Source organism: Halomonas sp. 111 (genome assembly GCF_052379685.1).
Lineage (GTDB): Bacteria > Pseudomonadota > Gammaproteobacteria > Pseudomonadales > Halomonadaceae > Vreelandella > Vreelandella citrativorans.
In genome coordinates, this window is the sequence record NZ_JBQSYV010000001.1 from 1 (window position 1) to 22,136 (window position 22,136).

19 protein-coding genes and 1 pseudogene are annotated in these 22,136 nt (G+C 53.2%); 5 read left to right on the forward strand and 15 right to left on the reverse strand.

Annotated features, from left to right (window positions below; translation table 11 throughout):
* The 9 genes and pseudogenes from ACT3T7_RS00005 to ACT3T7_RS00045 form a co-directional block, all read right to left on the reverse strand.
* Nucleotides 1-421: pseudogene (locus ACT3T7_RS00005) on the reverse strand (hypothetical protein); the annotation flags it as partial.
* 37 nt (nt 422-458) lie between these two features.
* Complete coding sequence (locus tag ACT3T7_RS00010; RefSeq protein WP_444629697.1) at nt 459-1,238, reverse strand: lipopolysaccharide biosynthesis protein; 780 nt, start codon at nt 1,236-1,238, stop codon at nt 459-461.
* A gap of 219 nt (nt 1,239-1,457) precedes the next feature.
* Nucleotides 1,458-2,573 carry a porin gene (locus ACT3T7_RS00015; protein ID WP_444629698.1) on the reverse strand — a complete coding sequence of 372 codons (1,116 nt, stop codon included), beginning with the start codon at nt 2,571-2,573 and terminating at the stop codon, nt 1,458-1,460.
* Between the two features lie 264 nt (nt 2,574-2,837).
* Nucleotides 2,838-3,611, reverse strand: a complete 774-nt coding sequence (locus ACT3T7_RS00020; RefSeq protein ID WP_444629699.1) for a ProQ/FINO family protein — start codon at nt 3,609-3,611, stop codon at nt 2,838-2,840.
* Nucleotides 3,612-3,631: 20 nt separating this feature from the next.
* Nucleotides 3,632-4,171 carry a dihydrofolate reductase gene (locus ACT3T7_RS00025; RefSeq protein WP_444621941.1) on the reverse strand — a complete coding sequence of 180 codons (540 nt, stop codon included), beginning with the start codon at nt 4,169-4,171 and terminating at the stop codon, nt 3,632-3,634.
* On the reverse strand, nt 4,168-4,995 hold the full coding sequence (locus ACT3T7_RS00030; protein ID WP_444627932.1) for a thymidylate synthase: 828 nt from the start codon (nt 4,993-4,995) through the stop codon (nt 4,168-4,170). Before ACT3T7_RS00030 ends, ACT3T7_RS00025 begins: the two co-directional genes overlap by 4 nt.
* Before the next feature lie 651 nt (nt 4,996-5,646).
* Complete coding sequence (lgt, locus tag ACT3T7_RS00035; protein WP_444629700.1) at nt 5,647-6,435, reverse strand: prolipoprotein diacylglyceryl transferase; 789 nt, start codon at nt 6,433-6,435, stop codon at nt 5,647-5,649.
* A 56-nt stretch (nt 6,436-6,491) separates the two neighbouring features.
* On the reverse strand, nt 6,492-7,289 hold the full coding sequence (locus ACT3T7_RS00040; protein WP_444629701.1) for a sulfite exporter TauE/SafE family protein: 798 nt from the start codon (nt 7,287-7,289) through the stop codon (nt 6,492-6,494).
* The gene (locus tag ACT3T7_RS00045; protein ID WP_444629702.1) at nt 7,286-8,464 is read right to left on the reverse strand and encodes a response regulator; all 1,179 of its coding nucleotides are present in this window, start codon (nt 8,462-8,464) and stop codon (nt 7,286-7,288) included. Before ACT3T7_RS00045 ends, ACT3T7_RS00040 begins: the two co-directional genes overlap by 4 nt.
* A 140-nt stretch (nt 8,465-8,604) precedes the next feature.
* Between ACT3T7_RS00045 and ACT3T7_RS00050 the strand changes: the two genes are divergently transcribed.
* A complete protein-coding gene (locus tag ACT3T7_RS00050) occupies nt 8,605-9,366 on the forward strand; it encodes an NRDE family protein (RefSeq protein ID WP_444629703.1) in 762 nt (253 codons plus the stop codon).
* Between the two features lie 10 nt (nt 9,367-9,376).
* On the opposite strand, the gene ptsP is transcribed toward ACT3T7_RS00050, so the two are convergent.
* Both ptsP and ACT3T7_RS00060 read right to left on the reverse strand, forming a co-directional pair.
* The gene (gene ptsP / locus ACT3T7_RS00055) at nt 9,377-11,638 is read right to left on the reverse strand and encodes a phosphoenolpyruvate--protein phosphotransferase (RefSeq protein WP_444629841.1); all 2,262 of its coding nucleotides are present in this window, start codon (nt 11,636-11,638) and stop codon (nt 9,377-9,379) included.
* An 83-nt stretch (nt 11,639-11,721) separates the two neighbouring features.
* Entirely contained in the window at nt 11,722-12,216 is a 495-nt protein-coding gene (locus ACT3T7_RS00060; protein ID WP_172116181.1) for an RNA pyrophosphohydrolase, read from the reverse strand.
* 199 nt (nt 12,217-12,415) lie between these two features.
* Between ACT3T7_RS00060 and ACT3T7_RS00065 the strand changes: the two genes are divergently transcribed.
* A complete protein-coding gene (locus ACT3T7_RS00065; RefSeq protein ID WP_172116180.1) occupies nt 12,416-13,072 on the forward strand; it encodes an HAD family hydrolase in 657 nt (218 codons plus the stop codon).
* Between the two features lie 564 nt (nt 13,073-13,636).
* Nucleotides 13,637-13,765 carry a hypothetical protein gene (locus ACT3T7_RS00070; protein WP_444627894.1) on the forward strand — a complete coding sequence of 43 codons (129 nt, stop codon included), beginning with the start codon at nt 13,637-13,639 and terminating at the stop codon, nt 13,763-13,765.
* 126 nt (nt 13,766-13,891) lie between these two features.
* Here the strand turns inward: ACT3T7_RS00070 and ACT3T7_RS00075 are convergent, their stop codons facing one another.
* The 3 genes from ACT3T7_RS00075 to ACT3T7_RS00085 form a co-directional block, all read right to left on the reverse strand.
* Nucleotides 13,892-14,227, reverse strand: coding sequence for a hypothetical protein (locus tag ACT3T7_RS00075; protein ID WP_444629704.1), 336 nt, complete (start codon nt 14,225-14,227; stop codon nt 13,892-13,894).
* A 55-nt stretch (nt 14,228-14,282) separates the two neighbouring features.
* Nucleotides 14,283-15,377 (reverse strand): hypothetical protein, encoded by a 1,095-nt coding sequence (locus ACT3T7_RS00080; RefSeq protein ID WP_172116179.1) that lies wholly within the window; start codon nt 15,375-15,377, stop codon nt 14,283-14,285.
* 137 nt (nt 15,378-15,514) lie between these two features.
* Nucleotides 15,515-16,489 carry a malate dehydrogenase gene (locus ACT3T7_RS00085; RefSeq protein WP_444629705.1) on the reverse strand — a complete coding sequence of 325 codons (975 nt, stop codon included), beginning with the start codon at nt 16,487-16,489 and terminating at the stop codon, nt 15,515-15,517.
* A 222-nt stretch (nt 16,490-16,711) separates the two neighbouring features.
* On the opposite strand from ACT3T7_RS00085, the gene ACT3T7_RS00090 reads away from it, so the two are divergent.
* Nucleotides 16,712-17,794 (forward strand): efflux RND transporter periplasmic adaptor subunit, encoded by a 1,083-nt coding sequence (locus tag ACT3T7_RS00090; RefSeq protein ID WP_444629706.1) that lies wholly within the window; start codon nt 16,712-16,714, stop codon nt 17,792-17,794.
* Nucleotides 17,794-20,871, forward strand: a complete 3,078-nt coding sequence (locus ACT3T7_RS00095; RefSeq protein ID WP_444629707.1) for an efflux RND transporter permease subunit — start codon at nt 17,794-17,796, stop codon at nt 20,869-20,871. The genes ACT3T7_RS00090 and ACT3T7_RS00095 overlap by 1 nt, the downstream gene beginning before the upstream one ends.
* A gap of 67 nt (nt 20,872-20,938) precedes the next feature.
* On the opposite strand, the gene ACT3T7_RS00100 is transcribed toward ACT3T7_RS00095, so the two are convergent.
* Nucleotides 20,939-22,108 (reverse strand): linear amide C-N hydrolase, encoded by a 1,170-nt coding sequence (locus ACT3T7_RS00100; protein WP_444629708.1) that lies wholly within the window; start codon nt 22,106-22,108, stop codon nt 20,939-20,941.
* Nucleotides 22,109-22,136: the final 28 nt, after the last annotated feature.

Sequence of the window (22,136 nt, forward strand, 5' to 3'; positions counted from 1 at the left end):
CTAGCAATACATTGATAGCCATCACAAGAAAATAGAAAAACATCAACATTACAATTGTTTCTTTTTTCCAAATACCCTCATACCGGCTTTCCCCTATTATATAAAACAACAGCGCTAATGTTAAAAGCCCTCTCACAACCCATGCAGCACTTTCGATTATTTCTTCATATATTATAAGCTGGTATGACAAGCAAGCAACAGAAACAGTTATAAAAAAAAGCAAGTGTAAAAAACGGCGTGGATGATATACCATTAACAAAAGAGCAATCATTATAAAAACAAAAGATTTATAAACTGCCGATATACTAGGCATCGAGTTATTATGATAATAAAAATATCCATTCAATGTATCTATAACAGGCCATAGAAAAAGAAAAACTAACAGCATCACGTTAAAGCATTTTTTTAGCTTAACATCCATTTGAGGCTCCGACAGTCAGTCACATCTCACTATAGATTTATTTACCTTTATGGCGATACGCAACAATTACCTGTGTAACAAAAACACTGCACATTGCAACTAATGGAGCCAACAATAACGCCAAAAATAGGCCTATAGCTAATATAAACCTCTTCCCCATACCCGCGGGTTCAAGTCCTTGTATAGCAATCCCAGTCGGGCGACCCTGATTAAGACTTACCATGCGAGACTCAAGCTGAAGCATTCTTTCCATATAAAATGCTCTAAGCGGACCCGCATTCTCATTATTAGAACTGCGAACTGAATCAAATGCTTGGGAGTAAAGTTCATACTGACGATCAAGTTTCTCTTTTAACGTTTCCACTAATTTTTTTTGCTCACTCGAAATTGCTTTAGCCACTCCTTTATGAAGAAGTTCAACTACTGGTTGATCTTCTTCAGTGGCCCTACTAGATATCTTTACAAGTAAAGTCTCATTAAGGCTTGTAGCTGCTACATTAATGGGAAAATTTTTGACTTTACCACTCGACAACAACTTTCTACGCTCTTGCTCAACGAAAACATTATTAACTTTGGCAACAACTTCTTCTTGAGCTTCAAGGCCATGCCGCGCTCCATCCATGGTTTCGTATGAGGCCAAGCTATATATGGTTACAAAATCATATTTTGCTGGCTTCAAAAAAGCCAGTAATGCAATAGTTACAAAAAAAAGAGAAATAAACAGTAGCATTAACTTCCACTGTTTTAGTAGCAATACCACCATATCCACTAGATTCATATCTTCCAGGCTAGGTGGCTCATAAAATTTTGGCTTCATTTTACATTAACTCATTGGGTTAAAATCAGCAGCATTCAAGCTGAATCACAATTATAGCTAAATATTTAACATACTAGCTCTGATTCAATTCTACGACGTTTTTTATTATTTTTAACAATTCAACATCCAACAGCAACATAAAAAACCGGCCTCAAAAGAGGCCGGTTCTATTAGGTCTGCTAGGCAGATTACCCTTAAAGCAAGGTTGTTAAACCAGGCTTAGAAGAAGTAACGAACGCCTGTCAGCCAGTATGCATCGTCAGTCAGGTTATCGACCTGGCGACGAGTGCTGTTGTCGCTGCCGCTACCAGCTTTGGCATCGTTATCGTTAACTTCCACGAACACGTCCATAGCGCTGGAAACTTTGTAGTAACCACCCAGAGACCAGGCTTTGCTGTTGTCCTGACCGTCACGGTTGATGTTGTAGAAATCACCTGTGAATGCCCAAGGACCAGTGGTATAGGTAGCACCTAAACCAACCGTGTTGTAGCCGTTTTCGTCATTCGCACCCATGCTATCTTTGTAGCTGTCGCCATTATTGTTTTGGCGATTTTCATAGCCCAGACGCGCAGAGAACTGGTCGGTGAACTCGTATTGACCGATCAGGCCATACATCATTTTACCGTTACCACCGCCACGACGTACGTCTTCAACAAAACCCAGACCTACCGTAACAGGACCGTTCTCATAGCGAATACCACCTTGCGGCGCGATAACATTACCTGCTTCACTGGTACCAACTACTTCGCCATCAGCATTAAGGCGATCAACACCTTCACGCAGGCCACGCTCGCTGTAGTTTTTCAGCTGCAGGAAGGCAGTGAAACCTTCTAGATCAGGCGTGTAGTAACCAATAGAGTCGCCACGCGACTGTTTGCCGTTACCAGCGAACTGCAGACCGTTGTTGATGTAAACATCGAACGGGCTGGAAACGAACTGCAGGTAGAAGCTGTCAAAGTTACCCGCCTGGAAGGTACCGTACTGCTGGCTCTGAATACCCAGGTAGCTTTGGCGCAGTTCGTCAAAGCCGTTGCCAGCATCTTCTTCGCTGTTGGCTTTGAAGCGCCACTCAAGACGACCAAATGCAGTCATGTCGCTAGTGATCGCCTGGCTCATGCGCAGACCAAGACGCGATCCAACGTTGACGAAGTCGCCACTACGGTTAATACGCTGGCCTTTGTCGTTGTACTGTTTACCGCCACCCTCGATGCCCAGACCGATACGGCCATAGATGTCCAGCTTGGTGCCGTCCTGGTCATATACGGTAGCTGCTTGAGCGGCAGCTGTGGCGCTCAGGGCACCGATGATAGCAGTCGCTAAAAGTGTCTTTTTCATGATATAGGTTCCTTAACTAGCTTACTGTTTCGATCGTAGCTGCCGGGCTTATATAGGCCTTCAGCAGTTGGCTTGCGGGCCGTACTCGTTTTCTCATCCTCTGGTTTTTCCCAGTGGTATGTGGCACGTCCTCAAACAAACCTTGTTATAGTCCAATGCTCGCACGTCAAACTCTATACCGGGATTCCCCCGAACGCAATAAAAAAAACAGTGTTTTTTTACGAAATATGGAATTTTGTGGAACCTCGCCAATACAACCAGGTCTCAGTGCGCTTTATATTTCTGCTGTAGGCCTTTTAGCTTATCATCCAAGCTAAGCGTCTTTGGTTGTTCGGTTTTATTTTCACTTTTGTGCGTAGGCTCACTAGATTTAGGCGTATTGGCTGTCATTTCCAAGCGAGCGCTTTCTTCTAAAGGGGCTTTTTTAGGAGTGCTTGGCACACGTGCAGGCGCTCTTCCCTCTTGCTGTTTAGCTTTACGTTTTTCCGCAGCGTGCAAAGCTGCCTCTTTATCTACCTTTCCGGCCAACTGGCCATCCAAGTCAATACGCTCTACCCCTTCCCTTACTGATTTTAAATAACGTGGCAAATTCACGTAATTAGCCAATGCACGGCGAATCAGCTTGCCTGACCAAGGCTCACGCGCTGCCAGGTCTTGATGAATACCAACTTTTAAGGGCTTCGTATGGCCTTTGAAAAAGGTATCCGGGTAACGTTTATACCACTCTTTTAGAAGGGCATGAGGAGACGGTGGCTGCGCCCCTGCCTCAGCCGTCTTTGCTACCGCTTCAGCACCTGAGCTGGCTGGCACGGGCTGAGGCTGCTCGGCCGGATATTGAGAAGACGGCGGTGTAACATTTTCACCCACACTCGTCGCACTTAGCTGGCCTGACGTGTTGGCGCTATCAAGCGCGACGGCTTGACCCATGAGTTGCTCTTTTAGCTGTATGTTCTCCCGCCGCAGGGCTTGCAACTCCCTTTGAGCCTGCTCAAGGCGCGACTCCAAGCTGTCTAATAACTGCATTACGCTGGCGGCCATACCTTCTCCTTTGACCTTTTTTAGTCAGCAGTGCGCTCATAAACTACAAAATCGTACGCCGGCTTGCCATCAGAAGGCGTTCCAGCCACACGCTGCACTTCCCGCCACTCATCTGCTGCCAATTCGGGGAACGCAGCATCACCTTCCACTTCAACATCCACTTCTGTGATGTAAAGCCGCTGTACGAATGGTAGCGCTTGACGATAGATCTCTCCTCCCCCCATCACCATAATTTCTTCAGCCGCATCAATCGTTGCCTGCTGGTCTGCCAGTGCCAAAGCGGCGGGCAAGTCGTGGCAGACGCGAACACCGTCGGGTGCGAACTCTTTATTATGTGTTACGACTATATTAAGCCGATTCGGCAGCGGCTTACCAATGGAGGTATACGTTTTGCGCCCCATGACCAACGGTTTTGCCTGAGTCATACGTTTGAAGAATTTAAGATCTTCCGGAAGATGCCAAGGCAGCTTACCATCCACACCAATAACACGGTTTTTGGACATTGCTACAATCATGGCAACAGGGACTAAGGGCTCAAATTCATTGCTGGTAAGGCTCATACCGCTACCTTGGCTTTTATATGGGGGTGGGCGTCATACGCTTCGATGTGGATATCATCAAAGGTAAATGCAAACAGGTCATTCACCTCAGGATTCAGCACCAGCCGAGGCGGTACTTTCGGCTCACGCGTGAGCTGCTCTTTCGCTTGCTCAAAATGGTTGCTATAGAGATGTGCATCCCCCAGCGTATGAATAAACTCTCCTGGCTCAAGCCCCGTTACCTGCGCCACCATCGCCAGCAGTAGCGCGTAGCTTGCAATATTGAACGGTACGCCAAGAAAAATATCGGCACTGCGCTGGTAAAGCTGGCAGGAAAGGCGACCGTTTGCTACATAGAACTGAAACAGACAGTGGCAAGGCGGCAGTTTCATTTCATCAACCTGAGCAGGATTCCAGGCGGAAACTATCAACCGGCGCGACTGTGGTGTGGTACGAATTTGCTTCAATACGTTGGCAATTTGATCGACACTGCCTCCTTTAGGATCGGGCCAGCTGCGCCATTGATAGCCATAAACAGGGCCAAGATTGCCGTGCTCATCAGCCCATTCGTCCCAAATGCGTACACCGTTTTGCTGTAAATAGGCAATATTGGTATCGCCTTTCAGAAACCACAAGAGCTCATGGATAATAGAGCGCAAATGCAGCTTTTTCGTCGTTATCAGTGGAAAGCCGCGTGATAAATCAAACCGCATTTGATGACCAAACACCGAGCGTGTGCCCACCCCGGTACGGTCGTTGCGGTCAACGCCATGCTCCAACACAGTGCGCATTAGATCCAAATACGGCTGTTCAAGCGCAGGTTGCGCGCTGGCATTCGTCGTCATATTTGATGTAGGCGTGGTAACAGTCACAGAGTTTCCAAAATTGCAGGCTATATAGAAGCGTATTCTAGGCCGCTTGGCTGCGAGGGTCTAGCGCGAGGGGTTAATGGCTGATGAAGCATTCGCAAGCCCTGCACCGCTGCGCTTCCGCGCCGGGCCGCCGCTGCGGGTGCGCTGCGCTTACCACGCGCTACAAATTCATCTAACGCTTTGATTATTTAGATGTAGCGCGTGGTAACGCGCCGTGAGGGACGAACGGCAAGGCACCCGCGGGAGGCGGCGGAACGACGCCCATGGGTACCTCTTTGCATCTTGGCACCTTTCTGCACTTGGCACCGCTGCGCGGTGCTTCCGCGGGTGCGCTGCGCTTACCACGCGCTACAAATTAGCTAACCTTTTGATTATTCGGGTGTAGCGCGTGGTAACGCGCCGTGAGGAACGAACGGCAAGGCACCCGCGGGAGGCGGCGGAACGACGCCCATGGGTACCTCGTTCGCCCTGGCACCTCTCTGCACTTGGCACCGCTGCGCGGTGCTTCCGCGCCGGGCCGCCGCTGCGGGTGCGCTGCGCTTACCACGCGCTACAAATTGGCTAACTTTTTGATTATTTGGGTGTAACGCGCTGTTGCTTTGGCACTTACTTCACGACTAACGCTTAAACCTTGGCATCCACCGGTTGCGAGCGGGACCATGCCATAAGGACTAATCCTAGTGCGATCATGGGCACCGTCAGCAACATTCCCATGGTGACCCATCCGAATGCCAGGTAGCCAATATGCGCGTCGGGCATGCGGACAAATTCCACCAGGAAGCGGAATGCGCCGTAACCGATTAAAAACAGCCCTGAAATGAACCCTCGCGCGCGGGGTTTGGCAGACACCCACCACAAAATCACAAACAGCACCAACCCCTCAAGCAGGGCTTCGTAAAGCGCTGAGGGATGGCGTGGCTCTGGCCCCATCCCGGGGAACGGCATCCCCCACGGCAACGATGTTACTCGCCCAGGAAGCTCATGGTTAATAAAGTTGCCTACTCGACCAGCGCCCAAGCCAATGGGTACCAGTGGGGCAATAAAATCCGTCAGGGTAAAAAAGGCAAGCTGCTTGCGGCGTGCAAACCACCAGGCTGCCAGCAGCACACCGAGCAATCCGCCATGAAAGCTCATGCCGCCATCCCACACACGGAAGATCCATAGCGGGTCAGCCGACCACTGTCCTAAGCCGTAAAAAAGTGCATACCCCAGCCGTCCACCAGCGACCACACCTATCGCACAGTAGAATATCAGGTCACCAATATCGTCTTTAGTAAGCCCTACCCGAGAAGCTCGCCGACAGCCCAACCACCACGCGGCGACAAACCCCACGACATACATAAGGCCGTACCAATGCACTTGAAGCGGCCCAAGGGAGAACACCACAGGGTCAATTGCTGGGTAATTCATCATTGAAATACTCTAATTACGGAGGAGGAAGAAAGTCACTAAGGCTATTACTGCACTAATTAAGCCAAAACGAAGCGTAGACCGACCACAGCCAACAGCAGCGCAAAGCACAACCTTAATACATGAGCAGGTAACACATGGGCCAGGCGAACGCCAACACGCGCAAACGGTACGCTGGTGACGACAATGCCAAAAAAAGCAGGCCACATCACAAACCCGGTAGCCCAGGCAGGCAAGAGGGGATGCCCCCACCCCATTACCATAAAGGTAATGGCGCCCACTAATGCGATAGGCAGCCCGCATGCAGCAGAGGTACCTACGGCTTGTGTCATGGTTGCCCCACACCGAGACAACCATGGTACCGTCATTGCGCCGCCGCCGATGCCAAATAAAGCGGATATGGCGCCTACTATACCGCCGGCCACGACCATCGCAAATTTGCCTGGGGCAATAGAGCCAGCCTTGGGCGATAGACCAAAAACCATCTTGGTTGCTAACAGCAGAACAAAGATGCCAAAGAGTGTGCCCAATACGCCCCCCGAGAGACTCCCCGCAATAAACACACCGCCAATGGCGCCCACCATCAAACCCGGGAGCAGCGCTAAAAACCAGGGGCGATAAACACTTCCTTGACGAAAATGCCCCAGCGCAGAAGAGGCTCCGGTGATGACAATAGTGGCCAACGACGTGCCTACGGCAAGATGCATGGTGATCTCTGGCGGTATGTTTTGCAGGCCAAATGCAAAAACCAGTACCGGAACGATAATAAGCCCACCACCGACACCAAAAAGCCCCGCCATCGTACCTGCAGCCGCGCCCAAGGCTAAGTAACCCAAAAAGATAGTCATCACACTCATTGGCCAGGCGCCTTGTGTGGGCTATCGGGCAGCCATTTGGAAATCATTCCCAGTAATTTTTCAGGTTGATATGGCTTGGTGAGCAAGTCATTCATGCCTGCTTTTTTGCACTCGGCAATGCCTGCGTTGTCCGCATTGGCCGTTAGCGCAATCAGGATACTAGGACGCTTTCCGCTTGCCTGTTCATAAGCCCGCCAGCGCCGGGTGGTTTCCAAGCCATCAAGAGTAGGCATAAAAATATCCATAAAGACTAAATCAAACGAGGTAGATTGTTGGCGCTCAAGCGCTTGCTCGCCACTGCTTACGCCCTCGACATCTAACTCGTGAACTTCCAGCATTTGCCGCGCCAGCATCAGGTTAACCGGACCATCATCAACCACGAGAACGCGTAAAACGTGGCTTGATACTGTATTGGCAGGTGTCACGTCGTTCTCATTAACACGTTGATAAACCAGATTGGTCAGCAACGTGCGCACATCAGCCAAGTGCTCACGGATATCCACGACCTGACGACGACACTGCGAACACTCGTCACTTTCCAGGATGCGTCCTAACTGCTCATCCAGATCATCAGTTTCACGCTGAAGCAGTGTTAAATAGCCTGATTTTAAACGTGACTCTTCTCGCGCCCGGTCACGTCCGGCAACAAGCCGCTTTAGCTGCTGCTGTTGATGATGATGAATATCATCCAACAGTGCCTGATCTTCTTTTACTTGCTCGGTGGGGTGGTGTGATCGCTGAGCGCTTTCAATATAGCGCCCAAGCCCTGAAAACATTTCATTCATTTGGGCCAGGCGTCTCAGCGGTCGAACAGGTGCCCTGTTGAGTTCAGGTACGGTGTGCTTTTTGTCAGGCAACATTTTCAAGACACTAAACCGCAGCGACTCACTATGCCGTTCAAGCTCGTCCAACTCCTGCATAAAATAGGCTTCTTTCTGTTTTGTACGTACTTTAACCAGCATCAGAAAGGCGGATACATTCATGGAGCTGCCCAATAGCAGTGCAAGCGCCACCCACAAGGTGGCACTCCATGGCGCCTGTGTAGGCGACATCCACCAAACGGCGAGCCCAACCAGCATGCACAGCACGACTAGCGCGGCCTGAATAAGTAACATTGGCCAGAGAGTAGGCCAAACGATGATGTTCCAGAAATGCTCTTCGCGATTGCGTTGCATGCGTTCGCGCCTTCCTGATTGGCTAGAGACAATTCACCCCGATGAGGTGATGAGTGTTACGTTACTCGCACAAGTGTACGACTATGCCCTTAAGCTGTCATGCTGAGCTTGTCGATAATGACCAATGCTGAGGACTCTCTATGTGCTTGATGGCATTCGCTTGGCAACCTGGCACAGCGCTGCCCTTACGCTTGGCAGGTAATCGTGATGAGCTTCATGTCCGGCCAACGGCGCCTTTAGGCTATTGGGATGACGCCCCCTCCCTTTTAGGCGGGCGTGACCTTGAAGCAGGCGGCTCATGGCTTGCTGCCACACGAGGCGGTAGAGTCGCGGCGCTTACCAATGTACGCGACCTTGCGATGGTGACACCTCTCGATGCACCCAGCCGGGGCGAACTTGTCGCCAATGCGCTCCAGTGCAGCAATATTGAGCAGTGGCTAACCGACCTTGCTCACCATAAAGCTCACCGCTACGCAGGGTTTAATTTATTAGTCGCCACCACAGACCGGCTTTGGTATCTCCATCATGGCCAGCACGGCATTACGCTCAGCGATGTGCCGCCCGGCGTGCATGGCCTTTCCAATGCGGAATTGAACACTCCCTGGCTAAAAGTGCAAAGCGTGCGAGAAGCACTAGCGCAAAGCTCGCTGGATAACTGGCGCTCCCCGTTGGGCCAAGCACTGCATAACACTCAACAAGCACCGGACGCCCAGCTACCCAAGACAGGGGTTGAGCTTGCGCTAGAGCGAAGGCTTTCTGCCGCGTTTATTCTGGGCGAGACTTACGGCACGCGCGCCACGAGCTGGTTAACGCTCGATCACCAAGGCCATATAGACATCACCGAGCAACGCTTTGGGCCCATGGGTCGTTTCAAAGGCGAAACGACCCTGGCCATATCGTGAGGCAACAGCGTTAATCGCGTGGAGGCAACAGGTGCGAAAGCTGCCATTCGTCCATGCGCTTATTGAGGTGCTCGTGTACCTGGAAAGGCGTGTCCAGACACATGATCTCAGCCAACAGTGCTTTGGCATCATGAAGTGTCACGCGCCGAATGGCCGCACGCACTTTGGGTAAACTGGGGGCGTTCATTGAAAGCGTGTTAAACCCCATGGCCATTAATAACAGCGCACCCGCGGGGTCACCGGCCAATTCGCCGCATAACGAAATGGGTTTATTAAGCCGCTTGGCATCCTGGGAAAGCTCCTGCAGGGCGCCTAAAAGTGCCGGATGCATTGCATCATAAAGGCTGGAAACTCGTGCATTGTTACGGTCAACCGCCAGCAAATACTGGGTGAGATCATTACTGCCCACAGAGAAAAAGTCGACCCGCTTTGCCAGCGCATCCATTTGATAAATAGTCGCTGGCACCTCAATCATCACGCCCACCTTGGGACGCTTTATGATGATGTCCTCTTCCCCCAGTTCGATAATCGCGCGATCCAATAGTCGCAGCGCCTCATCCACTTCCTCAACATTGGTAATCATCGGGAAAAGCACAGAGAGGTTGTTTAAACCATGAGAAGCCTTCAGCATGGCACGCAGCTGCACCATGAGCACTTCAGGATGATCCAGCGTTACCCGCATCCCGCGCCAGCCTAGAAAAGGATTGGCCTCTTCAATGGGGAAGTAAGGCAGGTCTTTATCGCCCCCAATATCCAGCGTCCGCATCACCACGGGCAAGGGCGCAAACCCTTCCAACTGCTCGCGATACATGCGCATCTGCTCTTGTTCGCCAGGGAAGCGCTCCGTAATCATAAACGGCACTTCCGTACGATAAAGCCCAACACCCGCAATACGGCTTTTGAGCAGTGTGGTGGCATCTACCGCCAGCCCCGTATTGACCATCAGCGGCATTTCATGGCCATCCGGGGTCGTACTGGGCAGGTCCTGCTCATGCTCCAGAAGCTCGCTTAACGCTTGCTCGTCCGCAATTAAGCTTTCATAACGCGACGTCAGCTCAGCCGATGGACGAACAAACAGCCGCCCACGGTGACCATCCAACACAACCGGTGCGCCACTTAAGCGTGGCAAGGGTAAATCCATCATGCCCAGCACCGTGGGGATCCCCATAGCACGGGCGACAATGGCAACGTGCGATGTACCTGAACCTCGCACAGAAACCAACCCCTTGAGTTTCTCTCGCGGCACTTCGCCCAACATGGCGACACTAATTTCATCGCCCACTAAAATGGCGTTATCGGGGTAGGTTTCAGGCGTTGAGGGCGCTCCCTCTTGCAAATGGGCCAATACCCGGCGGCCTAAATCACGAATATCCGCAGCGCGCTCGCGGAGATAATCGTCATCTACCCGCTCCAGATATTGAACGTGGCGTCGCACTACATCGGCAAGCGCACCCGGCGCCCACTGCCCTTCACGAATACGCTTTTCAACCTCTTCAGAAAGGGCTGCTTCACCCAGCATCTGCTGGTAAACATCAAAAAGCGCCAGCTCCTGGGAGGAGATTCGGTTGACCAGACGCTCGGCCGCTGCACGAATTTCATCGCGAGTTTTACCGATCGCCTCTTTTAAACGCGCAATTTCATACGCTTCATTATTGGGGATTAGGTCTGGCACGCTATTAAGGTCAGCCGGTGGCGTAATAACGACCACCTCGCCCATGGCAACACCGGGCGACGCTGCGACCCCTTTAAACATGGTCTGCCCGCCCGGTAAGGCAGGCCGCGCAAGGTTACCCGTTGCCAACGCATGAGCCAGCACGCCTGCCAACTGAGCGGCCATGGTGACCAGGAAGGCTTCATCTTGATCATCATAGCGGCGTTTTTCAGCCTGCTGAACAACCAGCACACCCAGCATATGGCGCTGGTGAATAATCGGCACGCCTAGAAAACTGGAATAGCGCTCCTCACCGGTCGATTCAAAATAGCGAAAATGAGGGTGAAGCCGTGCATCTTCCAGGTTCAAGGGCTCGCTGCGCTTGGCCACTTGGCCCACCAACCCTTCCCCTAACGGTAGCACAACGCGCCCTACCGCTTGAGTACGCAGACCAATCGTTTCCATTAAAACGAGCGACTCAAGCTCTTTATCATAAAGGTAGAATGAGCACACGTCGGTCTGCATGGCCTTGCGGATACGACGCACCATCGTCGACAGCGCGGCGTCCAGGTTGCGTGCACCGTTTACTTCCTGAATAACACGACGCAATACCTCAAGCATGGACGTTTTACTTTTCACATTGTTTGCCTCGCTGAGGATCTTTTCGACAGACTTTCACCGCTCATCCAGAGCCGTGGAGCACGTTATTTTTCATCATCTTGTGCCAGGCGCTGAACGCGGGGAGAAAGCTCTCTTAGCGCGCGCCGATACACCTCTCGTTTGAACGGTACCACTTGCCCGAGTGGGTACCAATAGCTCACCCACCGCCAACCATCGAATTCAGGCTTGGGCGTTGCCGTCATACAAATTCGATTTTCCTGACAGCGAATTCTCAGCAAATACCATTTCTGTTTTTGGCCAATACACACTGGCCGTGAATGGGTACGAATCATGCGTCGTGGTAGACGGTAGCGCAGCCATCCCCGGGTACAGGCGATAATATCAACATCATCGGCGGTTAGGCCGATTTCCTCAAAAAGCTCACGAAAAAGAGCCTGTTGCGGTGTTTCGCTTGCGTTAATGCCTCCCTGGGGAAACTGCCACGCATTCTGTCCTACACGACGCGCCCAAAGCAGCTGCCCCTGGCTGTTGGCAATGATAATGCCAACATTGGGGCGAAAGCCGTCAGCGTCGATCACGGACATCACCTTATTAAATTTTCAGTTATCCCCATTTTTCCACAAGGGTGACAAGCGTATCAATACAATATAACGCCAAGTCGTGAACACGTGCGCGGCTCGGGTGGGAAAGAACCAAGGACTCTGCGATAATCCGCCCCTTTGTTTTGCCGTTCATACCTATAAATTTCAAACGACAATCGACCACAAGGGGAGCGCCGTGAGCCTGGCTATTTTCGATCTGGATAATACGCTGATATCCATCGACAGCGATCATGCATGGGGTGAGTTTTTACTCGAGCAAGGCGCTGTAGACCCCATCGCCTATCGCGAAGCCAATGAGCGTTTTATGGCCGATTACAAGGCTGGCACGCTGGATATGGCGGCGTTTCTGGAAGTGGCACTTAAGCCGTTAGCGGATAACACACCTGAACAGTTAGCGGCCTGGCATCAGCAATTTATGGCCAGCAAAATAGAACCGCATATTCTTTCCAAGGCCGAAGAGTTATTGGCCCGACACCGCACCCGGGGCGACACGCTGCTTATTGTGACCGCGACCAACCATTTTATTACCGCCCCCATTGCTGAGCGCTTGGGCGTTGATTATTTGATCGCGGTTAACCCGGAAATGGAGAATGGTCGCTATACCGGGCGCGTCTCCGGCATCCCCAGTTATCGGGAAGGCAAAATTACCCGTTTGCATGAATGGTTAGAAGACAAGGACTTTACGCTGGACGGCGCCTGGTTTTACAGCGACTCACATAATGACCTGCCGTTGCTTGAAGAGGTTGATCACCCGGTAGCCGTTGACCCGGACAACACCCTCCGCCAGGTAGCCGAACAGCGCCAATGGCGCATCATGAGCCTTCGTGATTAGTGCTTTAAGAGAATCACCTGTCAGGTGACTGCGCACGGCTCCCGCAGATGGCGCCTAGAGGCACAAAATCAACCGGCACCGCTGCGCGCTGCTCCCGCGCCGGGCCGCCGCTGCGGGTGCGCTGGCGCTTACCACGCGCTACAGAATCCCCTCAGATGATTGCACACATCGTAGCGCGCGGTAACGCGCCGTGAGGAACGAACGGCAAGGCACCCGCGAATGGCGGCGGTACGACGCCCCGGCTGCGCCACCGCATTCAACCCCGGCACCGCTGCGCGCTGCTTTTGCGGGTGCGCTTCGCTTACCACGCGCTACGAGAATCACCTAACAGATGGTTGCACACGTCGTAGCGCGTGGTAACGCGCCGTGAGGAACGAACGGCAAGGCACCCGCGAATGGCGGCGGCACGACGCCTAGAGGCACATAATCAACCCCGGCACCGCTGCGCGCTGCTCCCGCGGGTGCGCTGCGCTTACCACGCGCTACGAGAATCCCCTCAGATGGTTGCACACATCGTAGCGCGTGGTAACACGCCGTGAGGAACGAACGGCAAGGCACCCGCGAATGGCGGCGGTACGTCGCCCGGATGTGCCACCGCATTCAACCCCGGCAACGCTGCGCGGCGCTTACCACGCGCTACAAGAATCCCCTCAGATGGCCGCACACATCGTAGCGCGTGGTAACGCGCCGTGAGGAACGAACGGCAAGGCACCCACGAATGGCGGCGGTACGACGCCTAAAGGCACAGAATCAACCCCGGCACCGCTGCGCGCTGCTCCCGCGGGTGCGCTTCGCTTACCACGCGCTACAAGAATCCCCTCAGATGGCTGCACACATCGTAGCGCGCGGTAACGCGCCGTGAGGAACGAGCGGCAAGGCACCCGCGAATGGCGGCGGTACGACGCCTAAAGGCACATAATTAACCCCGGCAACGCTGCGCGCTGCTCCCGCGGGTGCGCTGCGCTTACCACGCGCTACGAGAATCCCCCCCAAATGGCCACATATAGTAGCGCGCGGTAACGCGCCGTGAGGAACGAGCGGCAAGGCACCCGCGAATGGCGGCGGTACGACGCCTAAAGGCACAGAATCAACCCCGGCACCGCTGCGCGCTGCTCCCGCGCCGGGCCGCCGCTGCGGGTGCGCTTCGCTTACCACGCGCTACAAGAATCCCCTCAAATGGTTGCACACCGTCGCGAGATCAAAAAACGCGCTAATAGGATGCTAGCAAGCTTTCGACAGCAAACTGAGACATCCCCATGTCATAGCGTTCTTCCAGATGAGGCTTGAGTGTCGCAATACTGCGAATGGAGTGAGTAATCTCTTTTTCTCGCTTCGCCTGATCTCTTGCCTTCTTGCAATACTCCTGTAGTTTACGCTTTCTAATCTCTGGTTTGGCATCATAAAAATGCTGATAAAAACCCGCACGTATAGGAGTAACATTAATAATATCGTCACGCTGCTCCCGCAATGTCCGCGAGTAAGATTTCAGCAATTTTAGCACCTTTTTATCATCCCCCAAGTCAGCCAAGGGTGACTCGCCGACATGCTCCTCATACATTGAAAACAGCGTGAATAGATCGTTGCTGTCTCTTGCATGAGTCGCTCGCCCCATCTGCTCGCCACGTAGCTGCTTAAGATCAGCATCCAACTCTCGGTCAGGATGCAGCAGGCGAGCTAAGCGTCGAAAGATCATATTGACAGATGACTTTCCCAGCATCGCTTGCAAGGATTGTTGACCTTCTTGCTCCCGCTCTCTTTCTTGCTGCTGCTCTTGCTGCTGATGAAAGAACTCTTCAAAAAGCTCCTCTTCCAAAGCCTCAAAGCTCTCACTGTCAATATCTTCTGAGTCCTCTTGCGCATACTGAGCACCATCATTCATGCCATCTTCATTATTATTTTGATACGCGTGCCTCTGCTCCGGCGATAGCCTACTGTTATCCATATCAACGATATGCTGAAGCACCTCCTCAAGCACTTGCCTATCACAGAAAGGATTTGCCAGAAGATCGTTTAGATTTTCTTCAATCCAGCCCATCAACTCGGCGCGTTGCCACTGGGCTAATGATTTACGCGACAAAAAGGTACCTAAATGCCGGGTTTGGTCCAGTATTGCCTCTGCCGCCTGCTCTTCTACTGGCCCGATAACCTCTAGGCATTCTTTTTCAAAGGTTTTCAAATCATCCTCAAGCCGTTCGTTACCCGCTTTCAGCTTGATAATACGCTCCCATTCCCGATGAAGCGCTTGCTCAGGCGACTGGCCCTTCTTATTTGTCCTTGCAGCCTGCTTTTGAGTAATTAAGCTCATCCGAAGCACCTTTCTCTTTACTTTAAAATCATCGTATCTTGTCCATATTATAGAAATAATAAGCGTTACTTATAAAACAACAACCCCGCAAGCCTGGGCTTGCGGGGTTGTTGTTACTAACAGAATCAGAAGCGCGTTTAGCCGAGCAGGTGCTCAACGGCTGCGCGCTCTTCACGCAGTTCTTTCTCGGTTGCTTTCATCTTCTCTTGGCTGAATTCGTCAAGCTCAAAGCCTTGAACGATTTCATACTTGCCGCTCTGGCAACGCACTGGGTAGGAGTAGATGATACCTTCGGCGATGCCGTAGCTGCCGTCAGACGGAATCGCCATGCTGACGATACCTTTGGAACCCAGCGCCCAGTCGTGCATATGGTCGATGGCTGAAGAGGCAGCGGAGGCGGCAGAAGACGCGCCACGTGCTTTGATGATCGCCGCACCGCGCTGCTGTACCGTCGGGATAAAGTCGTTTTCGTACCAATCACGTTCAACCAGATCAAACGCCGCTTTACCGTCAACCTTGCACTGAGCGATATCGGGGTACTGGGTTGCGCTGTGATTGCCCCAGATGATCATGTTTTCAACGTCGGTCACGTGCTTGCCGGTTTTCTGGGCCAGCTGCGTCAGGGCGCGGTTATGGTCCAGACGCGTCATGGCAGTGAACTGACCTTTGTCCAGGTCCGGCGCGTTGCACGAAGCAATCAGCGCGTTGGTGTTGGCCGGGTTACCCACCACCAGCACTTTAACGTCACGGCTAGCGTGATCGTTCAGTGCTTTACCTTGTACAGAGAAGATCGCGGCGTTGGCTTCCAGCAGATCTTTACGCTCCATACCCGGGCCACGCGGGCGCGCACCGACTAACAAAGCGAAGTCGGCATCTTTAAATGCAACGTTGGCATCGTCAGTGGCAACAATGTCTTGTACCAGCGGGAAGGCGCAGTCGTTGACTTCCATTACTACGCCGTTCAGCGCGTCCATTGCTTGCGGAATTTCGAGCAGCTGAAGAATGACAGGCTGATCCGGCCCCAGCATATCGCCAGCGGCGATGCGGAAAATAAGAGAGTAACTGATCTGGCCGGCACCGCCGGTAATCGCAATACGTACTGGATCTTTCATCATTGCTCCTTGGTTGGTTCGCCTTCAAATGGGTCGACAGAACTCAAGATGCCAAGATGTTATGCGCAGTCATGCAAAAACTCAATCATCCATACGGTGACTTTGCCTTCATCGGGCCTGCCAATCACTCGCTGCAAGCCGTTGGTTGCGCTATTGTATCGCTGCACCTTTTTTCTTGTTCGTGTGTCGTTGCACACAGTTGCCAGGGATAGATCCCCCTTTATGCGCAAACTTCCCTCTTCTTATATGCTGGCCAGTTTACTGGTATTGGGTCTGGTCATTTGGTTATTGCTGGGCGATTTCCAGCGCTTTCAATCCGCGCCTCCCGAGGCACAAAGTAGCTCCGTAAGCGGTCCGCGCGTTGAAGTGATGACACTCGACAGCGTGCCCTACATCCCTCAGCAAATGGTTCAAGGCCAGCTAACCGCCGAGCGTGAGGTCACCCTGCGCGCCAACGTCGGTGGGTTTGTCGTTGAAAAACCTGTTGCCCAAGGGAGCCCTGTTGAGGCCGGGGATACGCTACTTGTGCTGGATAACGACGCCCTGCCGGAACGCTTACAGCAAGCCCGCGATGAACTTTCGCTCTCCCAAGCCGAATACTCCGGCGCCCAGAATTTGCGTGATCGTCAGCTTATTTCCCAGCCCGAACTGCTACGTTTACAAGCCTCGTTAAGCGCGAGTGCAGCGCAAGTCGCTCAGCTTGAAAAACAGCTTGCCGACTCACGCCCCCAAGCCCCATTTAGCGGCACGCTAGACCGTGTTGAGGTTGAATTGGGTGATCTCGTTCAACCCGGCGAAGAGTGGGGGCGACTGGTAGATGATCGCCGTTTAACCGGCACCGCTTGGGTGTCTCAGCAACAAGTGGGTGACCTGGCCGTTGGCCTGCCCGTTACGGCTCGCTTGCTCAATGGCGCTCATCTTGAGGGCGAGCTGAGCTTTATTAGCCGCCGGGCCAATGAAGCGACGCGTACGTTCTATGTCGAAGCAACGCTGGATAACCCTTTGCAGCTGCCCATGTCCGGCGGTAGCGCAGAGCTTACGATTACCCTGCCGCCCCGCTCTGTACACAGCCTCTCGCCTGCTCTGCTGTCTCTCGGCCATGAAAATCAGCTGACCATCAAGCATATCAATGCCGATAACGAAGTGATTGAGACGCCGGTAGAACTGGTTAGCGCGACGATTGAAAGTGCCTACGTCAGTGGGCTGCCCGATCAGGTGCGCTTAATCACGCTGGGCGCTGGCCTTGTGAATGCAGGCGAGGTTGTCGAGCCTGTTTCTGTTGACGCTGCATCCGAGGCCCGCTAATGCGCCAGTTGATTGATGCCGCGCTTCACCATACGCGCACCACTCTGTTTCTGCTGGTTAGCCTGCTGCTGGCAGGCGTGGTTGCCTGGCAGGTCATTCCCAAGGAAGCCAACCCCGACGTTACGATTCCGCTGATTTACGTTTCGCTAACGCTGGAGGGCGTGAGCCCGGAGGATGGCGAGCGTCTGCTGATTCGTCCTATGGAGCAGGAACTGCGCGGCATTGCAGGACTGCGAAAGTTCACTGCCCAATCCAACGAAGGCCACGCTTCTATTTCATTGGAGTTTGACCCAGGCTTTGACCCTGACACGGCGCTTTCCGACGTTCGTGACCGCGTTGATATCGCCCGCAGCGACTTACCTTCCGAAGCGGATGAACCGCGGGTTATGGAAGTCAATGTGTCAGAGTTTCCGGTACTCAGTATTGGCCTTTCCGGGCAACTGGATACCCGAGAACGGATTACCGTGGCGCGCCGCCTAAAGGAGGAGATTGAAGGCATCGCTGATGTGCTGGAAGTGGATATTGGTGGTGAACAGGAGGACTTGCTGGAGATCGTGGTCGACCCACTGGTGCTGGAGAGTTACGGCATCGATTTTAACGAGCTGTTTAACATCGTCTCCAATAACAACCGGCTGGTAGCGGCGGGCAGCCTGGATACTGGCGCAGGCCGTATAGCGTTGAAGGTGCCCGGCGTTATCGAGTCGCTTGAAGATGTTATGAACATGCCAGTGAAGGTGGATGAGGACCGCGTTGTTACCTTTGGCGACGTCGCCTGGATTCACCCCACCTTTAAAGACCCCGCAGGCTTTGCCCGTATTGATGACCAGCCCGCCGTAGTATTGGAAATATCCAAACGCGCTGGAGCCAACATTATTGCCACCATTGCTGCGGTGCGCGAGACACTCGACCAGGCAAGTGATTTGCTGCCCGAGCAGTTAAATATCACCACCATTCTCGACCAATCGGTCACGGTTGAGGATATGCTCTCAGAGCTTCTCAATAACGTGCTGACCGCCGTAGTACTGGTCCTCATCGTGGTGGTCGCCGTGATGGGTTTGCGCATGGCGCTTCTGGTGGGCCTGACTATTCCTGGCGCCTTTTTAACCGGTATTCTGCTGGTCTGGGCGTTTGGGTTCACGCTCAACATTGTGGTGCTCTTCGCCTTGATTCTGGTCGCGGGCATGCTGGTAGATGGGGCGATTGTGGTGAGCGAGCTGGCAGATCGTCATCTGCGCGAGGGGCAATCGCCCCACCAGGCATGGCTGAACGCTGCCTCACGTATGAGCTGGCCGGTGATCGCCTCTACCGCCACGACACTTGCGGTGTTTATCCCCCTGCTGTTTTGGCCCGGCATGGTCGGTCAGTTTATGAAGTATCTGCCTGCAACCGTTATTCTCTGTTTACTGGCGTCGCTGGCCATGGCGCTGATTTTCTTACCCACGCTTGGGCGACTGTTTACCCGCACGGCCACCAAGCCAGCGCAGGGCGGAGTTCGCCCCGACCAAAGCACTCGGCTGGGCCGCGCCTACCGGCGCTTACTTTCCCGCCTGCTGGCTCGCCCTGGCTGGGTACTTATCATTGCCGTGCTGCTGCTGGCATTAATTTACACAGCCTACGGGCGCCTCAATCACGGGGTCGACTTCTTCCCCAACGTTGAGCCGGACAGTGCCCAGGTGTTGGTACGCGCCCGTGGCGACTTTTCTGCTCTAGAGGCGGATGCCATTGTTCAGCGCGTGGAGGCACGGCTATCAGGGATGAGCGAAGTACAGGCGCTCTATGCGCGTTCGTTTGCCGTTCCCAACGAGCAACTGGGGAACGATGTTATCGGCGTACTCCAGTTTCAGTTTATTGATTGGTATGAACGCCGCCCTTCCCGAGAAATTTTGGCCGATATGGCCGAACGCGCCAGCGACATTCCCGGTATTCGCTTGGAGTTTCAGGAGCAGGAGATGGGGCCAGGAGGCGGAAAGCCTATCGTTCTGGAAGTCAGCGCCATGAATCCAGCCGTTGCCGATGCAGGGGTGGACCAGTTACAAGCCATCATGCATGAGCTAGGGGGGTTCGTTGCCATTCAGGATAACCGTAGCCTGCCAGGCGTGGAGTGGCGGATCAATGTTGACCGGGAAGCGGCCGCGCGCATGGGCACTGATATCACAACCATTGGCAGTGCGGTGCAACTGCTTACCAACGGCTTACAGGTGGCCAGCTACCGGCCGCCTGACGTTAGTGATGAGGTCGATATTCGAATTCGGTTACCGGAAGGTTGGCGCTCACTCGACCAACTCGGCCGCATGACGATAAACACACCGCGCGGGCAGGTGCCTATTTCTCACTTCGTGGAGATTACTCCGGCACCTAAAGTAGGCACACTTAATCGTATTAATGGGCGCCGAGCCATTACCGTCGAAGCTGATTTGGCGCCGGGGTACCTGGCAGATGAACGTTTAAGGGCACTGTTCCAGGCAGCGCAAGACAAGCTGCCCGATGATTTGATGGTGAATGTGGCCGGTGAACAGGAGGACCAACTGGAGGCGATGCAGTTCTTGATCAGTGCGTTCTTTGTCGCTATTGGGCTGATGTCGCTGATCCTGGTGACTCAATTCAACAGCTTCTACCAAGCGATTCTAGTGCTTTCGGCCATCGTCTTCTCGACAGCCGGAATATTGATAGGGCTGCTGATCACGGGTCAGGCCTTTGGCATTGTGATGGTCGGTATGGGGGTCATTGCGCTGGCCGGTATCGTGGTGAATAACAATATCGTATTAATCGATACCTATAATGAGCTACGTCTTGAAGGGATGGCACCGGCCGAGGCCGCATTGGAAGCAGGCTGTTTGCGGCTTCGCCCTGTGCTGTTAACGGCAATCACCACGGTACTGGGTTTGATGCCGATGGTACTGAGCATGAACGTCAACCTGTTCGCACCGTCACTTGGGTTCAACGCCCCTTCAGCGCAGTGGTGGACACAGATGTCGAGCGCTATTGCAGGCGGGCTTACCTTCGCGACTGCCCTCACCCTGCTGTTGACGCCCTGCATGCTGGTGCTGGGTGGCAAACTACACCGCCGCAAGCCGTAGCGCGAACACAGGGGGCCGTTTGAGCGGCCCCCTTTCTCTTATAAACACTAGCTCTGTAAACGCTAGCTTATTGACTCAAGGCCAGCGTGGCATCTTGCGGGCCATGAACTACGTCCTTTAGTTCAACATGACGGATCTCATCAATATCCGTTAGCTCATCCAGATCGAAATGGATGTAGTTAAGGCTATCGTAAGAGCGCAGGTGAAGCGTCCGCTGCTGAAGGTCAATCAGTGACGTCCAGGAGGTGTACTCCGAGGTATAGACACGGTCATTGTTAACGCCGGGGGCAGCAATATTTTCAATCGAGTCGCGGAATCGGTTGTCGATGGTAATACCGCGCGGCCGGTCAAAGTTATTCATGACATGGGCAAGCGTCGTGATGGCGCTGTCTGCATTTTCCGCTTTTTCAGCAAACTGGGAGTAGTAAATAGCACGCACAAAGCGCCCAACTGAAGTATTCGACGCAGGCAGCCCGGCCGTCGCAATTCCTGAGTCAGGCTGAGCAAGTTTTACCCCACTCAGCTCAAGCTTTGATTGGTCAACGTTACTTAAAAACGTGTAGTTATTCAGGTTGGTCATGTGCCAGGAAAATTCTGGCCCGTTGGTCATAACCCCTAGCGGGTTGTCGATAACATTCTGCTCGTGATTGGCAAACTCAATCACGATGGATTTACCCGTGGCATCGTGCAACGTGTAGTGAAACGGCGTATCCAGCACGCCCATCGGCAGTAGCGACGTCACCATAACAGGTTGCTCTTCTAACGCCTGCTTTACTTCGTCAACGGTAGAAAACTGAGAAAGCGCCCAAGCGCCGAGGTCGATAGCTGCCAGCACCGCCTGCGTATTGTTAACCATATCGGCGGGGCCTTCGGTGCTGGCATACGCCAGCAAGCCAAACGTCAATCCCTTGTCGTTAACGCCTTCAGCTACTTTTAAATCTTTTGATACGGGGTCCGGCACCGTAACGGCAACAAAGGCGTTTTGGCCGGTAAAGTCCAGCACGTGATGTTTATCAGCCTGCGAGCCAAAGCTAGTGCCTGCTGGAAAGTAGGACACTTTATAAGGTAGCTCCATGGGCAGTTCCATGGTGCGGCCCGCATAAAATTTATCATTTGCGTCGCTATAAAGAAGGGAGGTACATGCGGCCACTGTGGGCGCGAGGGCAATACTGATCGCCGATAGGCAAAAACCTGCTAAACAAGGCTTGGAAAAACGTCGCATACTACTCTTCCTCATCTTATTAATAGTTAAACCACACTTCAGG

Coding starts and splice junctions, on each gene's coding strand:
- ACT3T7_RS00010 (WP_444629697.1), bottom strand. CDS start 1,238: ATGAAGCCAAAATTTTATGAGCCACCTAGCCTGGAAGATATGAATCTA.
- ACT3T7_RS00015 (WP_444629698.1), bottom strand. CDS start 2,573: ATGAAAAAGACACTTTTAGCGACTGCTATCATCGGTGCCCTGAGCGCC.
- ACT3T7_RS00020 (WP_444629699.1), bottom strand. CDS start 3,611: ATGGCCGCCAGCGTAATGCAGTTATTAGACAGCTTGGAGTCGCGCCTT.
- ACT3T7_RS00025 (WP_444621941.1), bottom strand. CDS start 4,171: ATGAGCCTTACCAGCAATGAATTTGAGCCCTTAGTCCCTGTTGCCATG.
- ACT3T7_RS00030 (WP_444627932.1), bottom strand. CDS start 4,995: ATGACGACGAATGCCAGCGCGCAACCTGCGCTTGAACAGCCGTATTTG.
- lgt (WP_444629700.1), bottom strand. CDS start 6,435: ATGATGAATTACCCAGCAATTGACCCTGTGGTGTTCTCCCTTGGGCCG.
- ACT3T7_RS00040 (WP_444629701.1), bottom strand. CDS start 7,289: ATGAGTGTGATGACTATCTTTTTGGGTTACTTAGCCTTGGGCGCGGCT.
- ACT3T7_RS00045 (WP_444629702.1), bottom strand. CDS start 8,464: ATGCAACGCAATCGCGAAGAGCATTTCTGGAACATCATCGTTTGGCCT.
- ACT3T7_RS00050 (WP_444629703.1), top strand. CDS start 8,605: ATGTGCTTGATGGCATTCGCTTGGCAACCTGGCACAGCGCTGCCCTTA.
- ptsP (WP_444629841.1), bottom strand. CDS start 11,638: ATGCTTGAGGTATTGCGTCGTGTTATTCAGGAAGTAAACGGTGCACGC.
- ACT3T7_RS00070 (WP_444627894.1), top strand. CDS start 13,637: ATGGCGGCGGTACGTCGCCCGGATGTGCCACCGCATTCAACCCCGGCA.
- ACT3T7_RS00080 (WP_172116179.1), bottom strand. CDS start 15,377: ATGAGCTTAATTACTCAAAAGCAGGCTGCAAGGACAAATAAGAAGGGC.
- ACT3T7_RS00085 (WP_444629705.1), bottom strand. CDS start 16,489: ATGAAAGATCCAGTACGTATTGCGATTACCGGCGGTGCCGGCCAGATC.
- ACT3T7_RS00090 (WP_444629706.1), top strand. CDS start 16,712: ATGCGCAAACTTCCCTCTTCTTATATGCTGGCCAGTTTACTGGTATTG.
- ACT3T7_RS00095 (WP_444629707.1), top strand. CDS start 17,794: ATGCGCCAGTTGATTGATGCCGCGCTTCACCATACGCGCACCACTCTG.
- ACT3T7_RS00100 (WP_444629708.1), bottom strand. CDS start 22,108: ATGAGGAAGAGTAGTATGCGACGTTTTTCCAAGCCTTGTTTAGCAGGT.